The sequence below is a fragment of the Bartonella rattaustraliani AUST/NH4 genome (assembly GCF_000312565.1).
Classification (GTDB): Bacteria; Pseudomonadota; Alphaproteobacteria; order Rhizobiales; family Rhizobiaceae; genus Bartonella; species Bartonella rattaustraliani.
Map to the genome: position 1 here is coordinate 24,190 of NZ_CALW02000064.1, position 15,154 is coordinate 39,343.

At 40.0% G+C, this 15,154-nt stretch carries 9 protein-coding genes and 1 pseudogene; all 10 read right to left on the reverse strand.

Translation table 11 applies throughout. The features are described 5' to 3' along the window. Positions 1-60: 60 nt before the first annotated feature. Complete coding sequence (lpdA, locus tag BN67_RS09175; protein ID WP_019223812.1) at positions 61-1,521, reverse strand: dihydrolipoyl dehydrogenase; 1,461 nt, start codon at positions 1,519-1,521, stop codon at positions 61-63. Positions 1,522-1,735: 214 nt separating this feature from the next. Then, complete coding sequence (locus BN67_RS09180) at positions 1,736-3,103, reverse strand: pyruvate dehydrogenase complex dihydrolipoamide acetyltransferase (RefSeq protein WP_019223813.1); 1,368 nt, start codon at positions 3,101-3,103, stop codon at positions 1,736-1,738. Between the two features lie 13 nt (positions 3,104-3,116). After that, positions 3,117-4,490 carry a pyruvate dehydrogenase complex E1 component subunit beta gene (locus BN67_RS09185; protein ID WP_019223814.1) on the reverse strand — a complete coding sequence of 458 codons (1,374 nt, stop codon included), beginning with the start codon at positions 4,488-4,490 and terminating at the stop codon, positions 3,117-3,119. Positions 4,491-4,506: 16 nt separating this feature from the next. Beyond that, entirely contained in the window at positions 4,507-5,547 is a 1,041-nt protein-coding gene (gene pdhA, locus BN67_RS09190) for a pyruvate dehydrogenase (acetyl-transferring) E1 component subunit alpha (protein WP_019223815.1), read from the reverse strand. Between the two features lie 141 nt (positions 5,548-5,688). Next, positions 5,689-6,006: an FtsB family cell division protein gene (locus tag BN67_RS09195; protein ID WP_019223816.1), complete on the reverse strand. Its 318-nt coding sequence runs from the start codon at positions 6,004-6,006 to the stop codon at positions 5,689-5,691. Positions 6,007-6,337: 331 nt separating this feature from the next. Continuing rightward, positions 6,338-7,160 (reverse strand): annotated as a pseudogene (locus BN67_RS13805) (DNA adenine methylase). A gap of 112 nt (positions 7,161-7,272) precedes the next feature. Then, a complete protein-coding gene (locus tag BN67_RS09205) occupies positions 7,273-8,304 on the reverse strand; it encodes a phage late control D family protein (RefSeq protein WP_019223817.1) in 1,032 nt (343 codons plus the stop codon). Positions 8,305-9,522: 1,218 nt separating this feature from the next. Further along, entirely contained in the window at positions 9,523-11,358 is a 1,836-nt protein-coding gene (locus BN67_RS09225) for an FAD/NAD(P)-binding protein (RefSeq protein ID WP_019223821.1), read from the reverse strand. Further along, positions 11,330-12,493 (reverse strand): YbfB/YjiJ family MFS transporter, encoded by a 1,164-nt coding sequence (locus BN67_RS09230; protein WP_019223822.1) that lies wholly within the window; start codon positions 12,491-12,493, stop codon positions 11,330-11,332. Before BN67_RS09230 ends, BN67_RS09225 begins: the two co-directional genes overlap by 29 nt. A gap of 29 nt (positions 12,494-12,522) precedes the next feature. Beyond that, positions 12,523-13,587, reverse strand: coding sequence for an NAD(P)H-dependent flavin oxidoreductase (locus BN67_RS09235; protein WP_019223823.1), 1,065 nt, complete (start codon positions 13,585-13,587; stop codon positions 12,523-12,525). Positions 13,588-15,154: the final 1,567 nt, after the last annotated feature.

The following is a 15,154-nucleotide window of genomic DNA, read 5'->3' on the forward strand; positions in this document are numbered from 1 at the left end:
GTCGATATGGCGCCTTCATGAAAAACTATAAAATATAAGATCTTTCATACAGCCCACCCTTCAAGCATTTAAAACCTGTCCATAAGCATCCAAGACGCTTTCTTTCATCATTTCTGACAATGTTGGATGTGGAAAGACAGTATGCATTAATTCTTCTTCGGTTGTTTCAAGATTCATAGCAATCACAAACCCTTGAATCAATTCTGTTACCTCTGCTCCTACCATATGTGCTCCAAGAAGTTGCCCCGTTTTTTTATCAAAAATCGTTTTCACTAACCCTTGATCTTCACCCAAAGCGATAGCTTTGCCATTTGCTGAAAAAGAATAACGACCAATACGTATATCATAGCCTGCTTCTTTTGCAGCCTCTTCTGAAAGACCTACAGAAGCAACTTGCGGTGTGCAATATGTGCAGCCTGGAATTTTTCTCTTATCAAGTGGATGCATATTCTCCAAACCTGCAAGATTCTCAACGCATATCACGCCTTCTTCTTCTGCTTTATGTGCTAACATAGGGGGACCAGCAACATCACCAATAGCATAGATACCTTCTACACCAGTCCAACTCCATTCATCAGTTACAATACACCCACGATCGGTTTTTATACCCAATTCTTCCAATCCCAAATTCTCAATATTCCCCTGAACCCCAACAGCTGAAATTAATCGATCCACTGTGATTGTTTCTTTTTTACCTTTAATATCAATATATGCCGTAACAGAATCGGAATCTTTTTCAACCTTCGTGACTTTTGCTTGACTTAGAATACGAATGCCTTTTTTTTCTAACTGTTTGCGAGCAAACGTTGAAATTTCAATATCTTCAGCTGGCATGATGTGAGGCATCATTTCAACAACAGTGACGTCTACGCCCATATCATTATAAAAAGAAGCAAATTCAATGCCAATTGCACCAGACCCCATGACCAAAAGCGACTTTGGTAAGGACTGTGGAATCATTGCTTCAAAATAAGTCCAAATGAGCTTTCCATCTGGCTCAATACCAGGAAGAGAACGAGGACGCGCACCCGTCGCAATAATGATATGCTTTGCTTGATAAGTCCCTTCTCCTAAGGTTCCTTTAGGTACTGGATTTTGCGGTTGCATAACCGGTTTTGACGTTGAAGAAACTATTATTTCCGCAAAACCACCTTCTTTTGCTTTCTTAGTGAGTTTCGCTTCACCCCAAATGATATCGATTTTATTTTTTTTCATCAAAAAACCAACACCAGCATTTAAACGTGCTGAAACTCCACGGGAACGTGCCACGACTTCCTTGATATTGGCATCAATTGAACCATTAATCTTGAGACCATAATCTTTCGCATGTTCAGCAAAATGCTTTATTTCCGCCGAACGCAAAAGCGCCTTTGTTGGAATACAGCCCCAATTTAAGCAAATCCCACCAAGATGTTCACGTTCAACAATCGCAGTCTTGAATCCACATTGCGCCGCACGAATTGCGGTTACGTACCCGCCAGGACCAGATCCAATCACAATTACATCATAAAGATTTGCCACAGTAATCCCTCCATGGATATACAAAAACCAATATGCATTCTTTAAGCTTCAGACAGACAATATGATAAACTTACCCTGTCTCTCTCATTCCAAGCTTTTCACAAATGCCTTTAACCAAATAGAAGCAGTAAGACCACAAACTCTTTCAATCTGCTTTTATCACATTAACAGATCACACGCACAAACAATTGGCATGAAGTATCCTAAAACAAATTCAAATTAACATTGCTAATGGGTTCTCGATCATCTTCCTAAAAGTTCGCGCAAGCTCCGCGGCTAACGCACCATCAACAGCACGATGATCCGCAGAAAGTGTAACTGACATAACAGTCGCAACCACTAATGCATCATTTTTAACAACGGCACGTTGTTCACCCGCACCAATAGCAAAAATCGTTGCATGCGGCGGATTAAGAATAGCAGAAAAACTTTTCACGCCATACATCCCCATATTTGATACAGCTGTTGTTCCTCCTTGGTATTCTTCCATTTTTAATTTGCGCTCACGTGCACGCTTTGCAAAATCCTTCATCTCATGAGAAATAGTTGATAAAGATTTTTCTTCTGCATGACGAACAACTGGTGTAATTAACCCGTCAGGCACAGAAACGGCGACCCCAACATCACAGTGTTTGTGATGCAGCATCCCACCTTCCAGCCAAGAAACATTAGCATCGGGAACTGCTTTCAGAGAAAGTGCTACAGCTTTAATAATCATATCATTAACAGAAAGCTTATAAGCAGGCTTAACACCTTCTTGCGTCTGAACCATTGGTGCAGCAGCATTCAATTGTGCGCGAAGTTCTAATAATGCATTGAGCTCACAATCCACTGTTACATAGAAATGTGGCACCATCTGCTTTGATTCAACTAAACGCTTAGCAATTGTTCTGCGCATATTGTTATGAGAAGTGAAGATATATTCATCCTCTTTGAAAAGTTTTAGTATTTGTTCATCAGACGCAGCTGTTCTTATTGGCTGTTCCATTTGTGACGAACGAGAACTTTCAAAAGCACCACTACTTAATGCTTTTTCTATATCGCGTCTAATAATACGCCCATGAGGACCACTCCCAGAAACAAGTGATAAATCAAGCCCTGCCTGAGCAGCTAATCGCCGTGCTAAAGGAGAAGAAAAAAGACGTGTATGTGTTTTATCTTGTTGTACCAACGGCTGCGCTGGTGCTCCATAAGACATTTGTGTTGCCTTTGAGCCGGCCTGGTTTACCTCTTGCATGACCTCTGTTGATTCTTTGAAAATATCTGCGTCTCCTTTTTCTTTGAGACCAGAAAAAAAAGACTCTTGATCTGCAACTTTTGCAGCTTCGGCTAAATCTTCACCTTCTTCTGCCAAAACAACGATTAAACTGTTCACTTTAACACCTTGCGTTCCAGGAGGAACCAAAATTTTAGCAACTGTTCCCTCATCAACAGCCTCTACTTCCATTGTCGCCTTATCTGTCTCAATTTCAGCAATAACATCACCAGACGAAACTTTATCCCCCACCTTAACATTCCATTTTGATAAGGTGCCTTCTTCCATAGTTGGGGAAAGCGCAGGCATTGTAATTTTAATAGGCATAATGCTTTCCTCCTCACGCTCTATAGGTTACAGCCTTAACGGCTTCAACAATTTCAGCAGTGTCAGGTAAAGCCAGTTTTTCAAGATTGGCAGCATAAGGCATTGGCACATCCTTACCAGAAATTGTCGCAATTGGAGCATCAAGATAATCAAAAGCTTGTTGCATAACACGCGTTGCTATTTCAGTTCCAACAGATGATTGAGGATACCCCTCTTCAATTGTTACCAAACGACCTGTTTTCTTCACCGAAGAAACAATTGTTGGAAGATCCATTGGACGAATAGTCCGTAAATCTATCAGTTCAACATCAAGTCCAAGTTTTTCAATTTCTGGTAGTGCTTGAACCGCATAATGCATCCCGATTCCACATGCAACAATCGTAACATCTTTTCCAGATTTATGGATACGTGCCTTACCAATCGGCAAAACAAAATCATCAATTTGAGGAACCTCAAATTGATGACCATATAAAATCTCATTTTCAAGAAAAACAACAGGATTTTCATCACGAATAGCAGCTTTTAACAAACCTTTTGCATCTGCTGCACTATAAGGCATAACAACTTTAAGACCCGGCACATGACCATACCACGCAGCAAAACACTGAGAATGCTGAGCACCAACACGCGCCGCAGCACCATTGGGACCACGAAAAACCATCGGAGCAGTCATTTGTCCACCGGACATATAACGGGTTTTCGCTGCAGAATTGATAATCTGGTCCATAGCCTGCATGGCAAAATTGAATGTCATAAACTCAACAATGGGACGTAAACCTCCAAATGCAGCACCAACAGCCAATCCTGCAAAACCATGTTCTGTAATTGGTGTATCAATAACGCGACGCGAACCAAACTCTTCCAATAAACCTTGGCTTACCTTGTAAGCACCCTGATATTGCGCGACTTCCTCTCCTAAGAGAAAAACCATTTCATCACGCCGCATTTCCTCAGCCATAGCCTGATTAAGCGCTTCACGCACCGTCATCGTCACCATTTTTGTCCCTTCTGGAATATCAAAATCAGGAAGAGTATCCACAACAAGAGGTTCTGGCACAGGTGAAGACACAAAAGAGGATTCGCTTCCACTTTTTGGCTGCATCTTTAAACTTTTAGCAGTTTGTGAAATATCCTCAACAGATTCACCTTCCTCCAACAATACCGCGATAGCCGTGTTAACCTTCACAGATTCAGAACCTTCAGACACGAGAATTTTACCAAGAATACCTTCATCAACAGCCTCCACTTCCATCATCGCTTTATCCGTTTCAATCTCAGCAATCACATCACCAGAATTCACTTTATCGCCTTCGTTCTTGAGCCATTTAGACAATTTACCTTCTTCCATCGTCGGAGAAAGCGCAGGCATCAAAATATTAATAGACATACTCGCTTCCTTCGCTTCAAACTAAAATATCAGTGTAGAGCTCAGAAACATCTGGCTCTGGATCACTTTGCGCAAAATCTACTGCGTCTGCAATAACCGCACGCACCTCTTTATCAATAGACTTTAAATCGTCTTCACTTGCAAAACCTTGTTTTAAAATACGATTCTTTACCTGATCAATCGGATCATTTTCTTCTCTTACTTTCTGAACCTCTTCTTTTGATCTATATTTTGCTGGATCAGACATAGAGTGACCACGATAGCGATAGGTCTGCATATCAAGAATAATCGGCCCTTTCCCCGAATGCGCCCAAGCAATTGCTTCATCAGCTGCGCCTTTGACTGCTTGAACATCCATACCATCAACAACAATACCTGGAATTTCAAAAGAAAGACCACGACGCGAAAAATCAGTCTCTGCAGATGCACGCGCAACTGACGTTCCCATAGCATATTGGTTATTTTCAATAATATAAACAACGGGAATCTTCCAAAGTGCTGCCATATTAAAACTTTCGTAAACCTGCCCCTGATTTGCAGCACCATCACCAAAATATACCAATGTCACGTTATCTTTACCAAGATACTGATTGGAAAATGCCAAACCAGTGCCAATGGGAACCTGTGCCCCAACAATACCGTGCCCACCATAAAAATTCTTTTCTTTAGAAAACATATGCATAGACCCCCCTTTCCCTTTAGAAAAGCCTCCTTGACGCCCCGTTAATTCTGCCATAACACCACGCGGACTCATTCCAACCGCCAACATATGCCCATGATCACGGTAAGAAGTGATTACCTGATCACCTTCTTTCGCTGCCTTTAATGTTCCAACAACAACAGCTTCTTGTCCGATATAGAGGTGACAAAAACCACCAATAAGCCCCATCCCATAAAGTTGTCCTGCTTTTTCTTCAAAACGACGAATTAAAAGCATTTTACGATAAGCATCAATTTCTTCTTCTTTTGTAAAACGCGCTATTGATGCACTCTTTGTGGTGCTTGATAATGCAGTATGCACCACCGACGCAGAACTTTTTTTAGATCTTTCTGCCATATTAAACTCCCTTTTATGATTATCTAAGGATAACCTTTACGAACGTAAGTTACAAGCATTATCAGTCCGCTCAAACGCTCTCATAGGCAATTGTTTCAGAATATTTTTCGACATGAAGCGATTTCTAACCAATTTTTGATATCATCTCAAAGGCGTTAAAATTGTCAACTCATTTGGCTTAGAAAGGTTTAAATTCTTTCGAATGTACTCATCCAACATATCTTTCTCAATATGCCCATTGCGTAAAAGAGTAATACGCTTTTCAAGAAAGCTCCGCTCAGCCTCTACTTTATGAAGCTCTTCTTCTAATTCAGCAATATGTTGATTAACCTCACTGCGTGAATACAAACCGTATTCACCATGATAAATATGATAACTGAAGTAACTTAAAACTCCCACCGTTATAAGCGGCAGTACAAAGCGCACCTTGATCGATTTGCGTTTTTGCTTTGTCCACATAAAATAGTACAGTCTTTATAGCATAACCCTTTTAACACTCAGCGATACTATGCATAATTTTCATTAACACCTCATTACCAAAGCCCTTCACAAAAATAATTTTCTCCCATATATTTACCACAAGTTACTGCACTTTATAGACGGGTATGGATGTAATTTTTTTCCCATCTTTATCCCTGATAACTCCCTTTAAAATAACTGTTGTAGCTTGTCATCAGGTTTTGCAGCAATTCATTTTTAAAATTCACGTCTTTTAAAAAAAATTAAAAGGGTTTTCAAAGGGTCTTCAAAGATCATTTAAAGCCCCTTTAAGGCAGCTTTTTCTCCTTTACTAAAAATCGCAATTTGAGATGATAATCTCTTGAGCTGGAGTCGGCTTATTTGATGAAGAGCAGGTATAAGAAGTGGTGACCTCTTTTATCTTAAATGGGCTAAAGCTTTTACGGATCTCGGGCACATCATTGAGAGACAGAAGAAACTTCCCCTTTAATTGTGCAAGCAGTGCGGACATCCTCTGATAATCCTCTCGCTTAAACAAATCCTTTCCATAGTAATCCTCAGCACCCCAATAAGGCGGATCAAGGTAAAACAAGGTGTCCTTCCGGTCATAGCGCTTGATAAACTCAAACCAATCCAAATGTTCAATGGTAACACCCGCTAAACGACGGTAAATAAGCTTTAAGGAGGCTTCAAGTTTGAGACTATTAAACCGTGCACCACGGTGTGGACTTACTCCAAACGTCTGTTTGGCCACTTTGCCACCAAAACTCAACCGCTGCAGATATAAAAAACGCAATGCCCGCTACTAAATCTGTCAGATTCTTTGGATCTTGGGTGCGTAACCGTTCAAACGCCTCACGGCTACTCACTTGGAACTCCAACAAATCCACGAAAGGGTAATAATGCCGTTGCAACACCCGAAAAAAATTCACCACATCACCTGAACGATCATTGATCACTTCACATGAGGGGAGTAATTTTCTCCTAAAGAACACCCCACCCATTCCAACAAAAGGCTCTGCATAAGTGCAATGAGGAATGCCTTCAATGATTTTGATAAGGATCTTCGCCAACCTGGCTTTGCCACCAATATAAGCAGCAGCTGGTTCTATAGGATCAACCGATTTTAACTTTTCTTTATGAAGTATATCCATCATTTCTTAACACTCTTTCATCTATATTCGCCGTCTTCTCATTGCTTTTAAGTGATAAGAAGTGGCTGCGATGTTATGTGAATGTGCATCGGACGGGGGTGTGTCGCAAAACTTAACCCCGTTGGCTGGGCAACCAGCCCAGCCTCTCTTCTGTATTGCTTTCCTTTCCCTTCTCTGGAGCCTCGAGAGTGATCTGTGTGGTGTATCCGCTTTGTTTCTCATAGCGATGTGTGACGGTTGCAGCTTTCCATGGTCCATTAATTTCTTCACGGAACCCTTGCAGGAGCAGCGGTTGGTCCGCCATGATTTCTGGGCGTCCCTCAAGGATCAAAGAACCACTGCCCACAGCACGGCAAAGCCTCTCCGACTCGGAAGCTGCTGCTGCTTGTGCTTCCCTCTTGCAAGGGTAGCAAGTCCGCAGACGGCGCACGGGACCCGTAAAACCTGTCTGATGTTTAACCTGACATTGCTGCCCTTGTGCGCGATCAAAATAAACAGCTTCAATGGTGCCGTATTGCGTGCGCGGCTCTAAGGTGAATTCCCAATTTGAGCAGTCGTGCTTATGAAGGGTGAGTGAAGGTAAATTGTCCCCGCTTAAAAATAAAAACTTATGGTCTTTGATCAAAAAACGTGCCTGCATACGATCCGCAAGACGCGTTAAAAAATCAACTGCCGATTGATCTGTTCGAATCACATAAGGAAGAGCCAGTTTGCTCAACTGGGGGCTCACCTTTGCTTGATAACCATGGCGTTTGGCGAGTGTCTCAACAATCTCAGCAATGGTTTTGTGGTCAAAATGTTCACTCGCCTGTTCTTTAAGCTCTTTGCGCATCGAAGCGCTTTTGCCACAAAGGCGTAAAATCTCTCCATCACTCCCACCAATACTGACCACCGACTCGACAACAAAACGCCCCATAAAGGCATGGATGCTGTTTTGATAGCCAAAGATGACCTGGAGTGCACTGTTGCTTGAAGGAATTTCTAAATCATGCCCACTCTCATCAAACTCTGCTTCAAAGCTATCGGATTCATTGCCCGCATGATCGGTGATCGTTGCCGTTAAAAGACGCTGATAAAAGACCTCATGAACAAATTTCTCCCCCACTTTTACTTCTATAAAGGGATGTGTACGTCTTAATCCCATAGCCGCTTGACCACACTATTCTTCTCTTGGCTGACAAATTAATGAAGAATTATTGCGCTTAGCCCCCAAAAATCCTGCGAATGAATATTTTAAGCTTGATCTTCTAGGCTTCAATGATATGAAATTGAATGATTTATTGATTTTCTTGTATGATAACGAAAGACTGCTCTTGATGAAAATGTTTCAGAAGTATGAAACCTCCCATCAACCGTATGGGCGATATCTGGATCATGAGTGAGCACCGTTTACTGTTTAGTGACGCTACAGATAATGCCTGATATGCAAAAACTACTGGAGCTGGTGAGCTGGCTAAAATGGTTTTTACTACAGCTTACTTATTTACAAAAAGCACAACAAATTACCTTGTCAGTATTGATCCGATACCTTTGCGAGAAGTTGTTCAACTTGAATGCTGATTTCATGATGTTTTAGCCAACGTTGTCCACGCATGGTTGCAATATGTCCCAGTTTGAGCGGGTGATAATTAATATTATGCGCTTGAGCACAAGCCATAATTTTTTTATTAGATACCTTCGAGCCGAAAATATGCAAAAGCAAAGGTGGCTTATTAAATTGAGAAATTACTTCAATAAACCTACACGAAAAATCATGCCAAGGAGAATGAACCCAAAGAATGCAATAATGCAAGCTCTGCCATTTTGCTAAAAGCTAAAAAAAAATTACACAAGATTGCTCATTGCTATAATCATAAGGCAGTTCATGAAAGACATTTTTCCTTCTCTCTTCTCTAGTTCTCCATACATCAACCCCTCTCTTATGGTGCACAGGCAAGCAAACAAAATTAATTCAACATAAAAAAATTTGAAATAAAAGAATCTTACCATATTCGGAGCTATGATTTAAAATGAATAACGATGATTTATTATTATAAATCAATTTGTTATCTGAAACAACCTCACGTAGTTGCCTCTTAGTTTAACCAACGTTCAGCGCACTTCTTACATGTGCTTTTACTTTAAAAACCGCTTCCCTATTTAAAGCATAAATAGAATAGCAAGACTTCTATCCTTTTTGCCTAAATCGGAACGTACACACACAAACAGTTATCTGTTCTTGTAATGTTTTCTTAAATTTATCGACAATTTATTCTTTTTACCAGTCGTCAATACGAAAATACCTAAAACGCGCTGCCGAATATCCTGACCATACTTAAACTGTTTACTTAGCGCCTCCAAACACTTTTTTGAGGAATTAAATTTACCTAGTTGTGACATAACTCACCTCTATTTCATTAAACATCTGTTGTATACATTTGTCCGAATCCAATAGAAAGCGAGAATTCACACCTGGACGTGGCAGAACAAAGGTAAAAAAACAAGGACCTTCAACCGGATTACCTAAAGACCACACATTTTTTTTCACACGTCCATTGAGATCGATAATATTATAATTTCGATCAATATTCAGACCACCTGTATGATAGTCTCCATTTACATATTCTGTGAGAAAACCTTTACTAAAAAGGTTTCTGATTAATAATGAGCGCTCAAGATTTATGTCAAATGGATCTATCCTCGCTTGGATAACAACATCTGCAACCTGCGTCATTGTTTCTTCTGAGAAAGTACCAACAATACGGAAAACAGAATTCTTCTCATCAATCTCCAAAGTGGGTGAAGGACCAAGATCTATACGAAGCACACCACTGTCGATTAAAGCGAGTAACTGCCTGTTCCGCACTAAAGGGGGACCAACAGCTATACGATTCATAATAGGAACAAAGTCGCTTACAAAACGAGCATGCGAATCTGGTGTCAAACCACCCCATTCAACGCAATAGCGCATAGTATCACGCACATCCCTCAAGACATCGGCTGCCGCTTTGACACTGCCAGAAACATTTCCTGCGTAAGCATTTTTGAGATCGTCTTCCAAAAATTCATAGATATAGCGTTTGTAATCAACGGCATTTTTGAATATAATGCCTTGTAAGGGGTATAATATTTCGTCAATTTTCCTAAAATCTTTATAGTCAACGCGCGCAGTCTCACCTACGGCTTTATAGTATGCCCTCAACATTTCCTTTTTCAAGACTGGAAGAACATCTTCAAAAAAATCAAATTTCTTTTTTTCCTGTCGTAGAGATTTGAAGTAATCTAATGTAAAGAATTCAGCTGTATAAGCCCCAGAGGCCCCCTTCTCATTTATGGCGCGAGAAGAAAATGGAAGTCCTTGTCTTGAGAAGAGACTGATAATGGGTTCTCGCCCTGATGGTATATATTCCAAGCGTCCTCTGTTCTCTTTATACCGACCTCCTCTTCCAACAGTGAGCTCGGCGATAACATCATGCGCCGTTAATCCCATACCTTGCACCAACACTCGAGCATCAGGACTAACACTTTCTAGCATAGATAAAGGATAAGGAGATCTTATGAATTCTAAATTAGGATTTTTATGTTTATTTGAAGAAACAAAATTTATTTTTTGTTGCTCGTTTTCGGTGAGAATATTAGTGCCATGCCCAGTAGTCATAAATATAAATTCAAAGGACTGCTTATAATCCCCATCGACCACAACAATAAATTCACGCTCTGATAGTGGTTTAATATCAATAACATGAGATCTGATAATGGACACATCTACATTACGCGGTCTATTTGCTGTCAATAGATCTACAACGAATTGCAAATAATTGCCTAGTTCGGCACGTGAGAGATAGTCATTATCATCTATAGGTGCTCCAATATCTGAGTCCTCAGCCATATGATAAAAGTTAGAGCCTATTTTACGAATACCTGAATCTTTAGCCCATTGAGCGAATGATGGTCCGTTGGTATATGGACCAGAAACTTCACAAGTTTTATCTAAGAACATAGTCATTTGTGATGCAACTGTATTGACTAATAGATAATTTGCTTGCCTTGGCGAATGAGATCCACAACCATGTTCATTGGGATCAAATATTGTCAGGTTTATATGCACACTACTTATATAACGACGAGCATAGGCATTTAGCCTCTCATAAAAACTAATGCCACGCGCACCAAAACCGATGATAGCACAATTAATAGTTTTTTTTCTGTTTGTAGCCATAGTGTCCTTCCTGTATAAACCACACGCATAGAATAAAAAGAAGAAATGCTGAAATAGAGAATATGAGGGTATAATTCTCTGTTACATAGAAAAGCCAAGTAAACATATATGCAGCTATTGCTTGTGATAAGGCAAATGCTGATACTGCTCTGCTCCAGATAATCTGCTGAATTTGTGAATCAGATGAAGACAACTCTCCTATTAAGCCAAGATATAAGGGTACAATGCCAGGGGTGGCAGCACCCATAATAAAAGCTGATAGTGACAACGCGATCTTCAAATCAGGGAATAATAACAATAGCAACGAGGCAAATAACTGCACAAAATTTGTAAAAAGAATCGCTGAGCGATACGATGTTCTCTTGGCTGCTATGCCCAATATTATGGTTCCTAAAAACGCACCAAAAGCATAAACTAGCCAAATAATAGAAGCAAAATAGGTTAATGGTATTGTGCGAAGTAAAACAAAATTCACAAGAAACAATATGTATGGCATCAATGCTGCAACGTTTATGCCATATGTGAAATATAGGAAATAATCTATTCGCTTAGACTTATACGTCTTTTTAATATGCTCAAAGTTCGTGTTGGGCATAAACCGGTAGGTTATTGTAAAAAACACAAGAGTGATTAAAAAGAGAGCCCCCCAATAATAATATACCTTAATACTTGCTATCACAGGCGTAAATAAAGCAGACAATAGCAAGCCCAATCCTGCCCCCGAGAACATTATGCCACCAGAACGGGCGCGATCTTTTGGATCTATAGCCGATAACAAAGTCGGAGCAGCCACAGCTGTTAAGACTCCACCCGATAAACCTACAATAAAACGCCACATCATAAACCACAAAGTTCCATACGGATAACAACAGCATAGAAAAGCCAAGCCACTCATGAAGAATGCTAGCCTCAATGCATATCTGGGAGAGGTAAGGCGTAAAATATAAGGGGATGAAAAAGCACCGATAAAATAACCTAAAAAGCTTGCAGAACCTACCAAAAAAACATGATTTTCATCAAGCCAACCTTGGCTTATAAGATAAGGCATTGCAGGCGTATAAGCAAAGCGTGATAAACCTATACCAACCAAGGATGCTGCAAATCCACTTAATACGTACTTGACCGTTTTATTCATTTTTATTTTAGCTTTAGATTCGCTTTTTCTTAGCCCTGTATAGAGTGAGTGTACTCATCTTCTAACTCTGCGATAATTTGTGCGGCCGGAATAAAACGCGCCAAGAAAGCACTTTGTCCCGCCCAAAAAGGACCTATATCAAGCTCTTCTCGTAAGAGCATAACTTTTTGCAGCTGCTTGAAGGCATCATAGCCATAAGGATATTCCGGAATATCCTTATCGGTCACACTCATCGCCCATTGGACAAACGGCGTCATTATTGACCGTGCAGGCCGCCCAGAAATAGCTCGCGTTAAAACTGTTGGTATGGATTTATCAGACTTCAATAGATTTTTATGATAATGACTCGCGCCACTTTCGCTACAACCTATAAAGGCACTTCCTAATTGTACCCCCTGCGCACCCACAAGCATAATGCTCGCTATATCAGCTCCAGTCATTATACCGCCCGCAGCAATTATAGGAAGTGACAAGTGTTGAGACAAAAGCCGAGTCAAAACATACGTTGATAATTTCTCGTCGAATTGTGAAAGATTAAATTGCCCCCGGTGTCCTCCTGCCTCAAAGCCTTGAGCAATTACTGCATCCAAACCCTTGGCTGCAATTTTTTTCCCCTCCTCAAGACAAGTTGCAGTAGCTATAAGTTTAGCACCAGTCTGTCGAAAGATGTCAACGATATCATCATCAGGAACACCAAAATGAAAGCTAATAATATCAGGATCTTGTGCAGCGACAGCGATAGCTAAAGCCTTATTATTTTTAATAGAGGCGTATATATTCTTAAGAGGAGTCTTTAAAATTGTTTCCCCACCTAAAAAATGATCGTTTAGTTTCGTTCGCCAACGAGAATCTTTCTCTGTCTCCACGCGCAGAAAGGGATCATGGCAAAAAAGATTAATATTAAATGGACGATCAGTTAATGCTTTCGTTTTTTGAATTAACGAAACTGCTTCATCCGGCCCTAAGCCGCCAATAGCTATCGAACCAACCGCACCAAAATTAGATACGGCAGCCGCCATCTCAGGCGTCGATACACCAGCCATAGGCGCTTGTATTATTAAAGAGCGTATATCTTTAGGTAATGCAGCTAACACAGTAGCCCTCAAAATTGATGATTTGGAAATTCATCACCTATAATGCTTTTGAAACTATAGATGGGAAATGCGAATAACAACACCGCTTACTTTCGCTCCACACCGCTTATATCAAGGGAGTAATAAGAGAATTAAAGCTTCGTTCATTTTCATATCCAGCGGCGATATATATAAAAAAATATACGATTGCAACGATTCATTATTATGATCAATTGTGATATATACAGTTTTTCTATAACCTTAAATCTACCTCATTAGGCTGGCCGTGATATATCTTATTTGTTCAGCATAGTAGATGAAAAATTATAAACAGTTTTTTTGATGAAAGTCTTATAATTTCAAGAAAAACAAAGAGAACCAAATCACTGTAAAGATCACCTCGCCCTTAAGTTTTGTAAACGGTATTTTGTATCTCATCTGAGCCTGCAAAACTTTATAGTGCTAAAATCAATCAACTCTCATGATAACATCAATAGAGTTTAAGCATTTGCCACCATTCTTGGTATGGAAATAAGCCGGAATTTTAGGACAGCCTTTATTGCATGCAGTAAGCTTTTGAGAAAACACACGAAGATTAACTGTTTCTAGTGAATCTTAAAAAAAGATTCGAACACATGATCGGTATAATACTTTCACCGTCATGATTGAAAATATGCCGAGAGCAGAAATCAAACCAGCATAAGGCGCTGCAATATAAAGCTTGCTTGTTCTTGTTTTCAGAACAATTATTTGTTGCAATACAAGGGAAAGTGTAGAGATTTTAAACTCAAAGGAATTCAATACACCGCTGTTAGTACCAAAAAACTTTCATATGCCAAAATAGCATAGCTTAAAAAGCCCAGTATTTTCAGTTTTTTTGCTGTTTGCAATTAACTTCCTCTCTGTATAAATCCCCCCGTTTTTCTCTAATTTTTCTCCTGCATATCTCCTTGCCCTGAAAAACACCATATTTAGAAAAGAGAAGTACACAGCTCTTCTAGTCATGGAGAATCAAAGCTTTCGTCATTGACTAGTTTGCACTCGTCTATGCCTAGTTATTTTCCACCAATGGGCTATCGTAACACATTATCGATGGCTTTAATAATGGAACCACATCTTGTATGCTTTCTTGCTTCCAGTCCAAAAAACAAACTTTCGAGAGGCTAAAGGTCTTCTTAAGCTCATTGGTCAGTTCTTGCTTCTATTTTTTAACCCTATCAGTAGCGTTCTGATCTTTCCATAAAATGCTGCAGCCCGTTGTGGCAAGCAAACATCACAATATCCACTGTAGTATAGTATGCTGACAATGAATTGATTTATAATGATAATTCACTGTTTTGCATGTTGAATGAGAGTCTCGAATAACGTAAGATTCTCTCATTCCAAACCTGTTTATGTTGAATCAATCAAAATCATTCGCTTGCACCTCACAAGTGGGATGAATGTGTGGATAAATTTATATAAGAAAGGACTAAAAATGGCTCTTATGAACCGTCTTAAGTGCCAAGGGCTGTCGCAATATTGGGTGCTGGTAAAGTGAATGATGGTGCCGGCTTGTACCTTCATAAGCGTAAAGATGGTGGCGCTC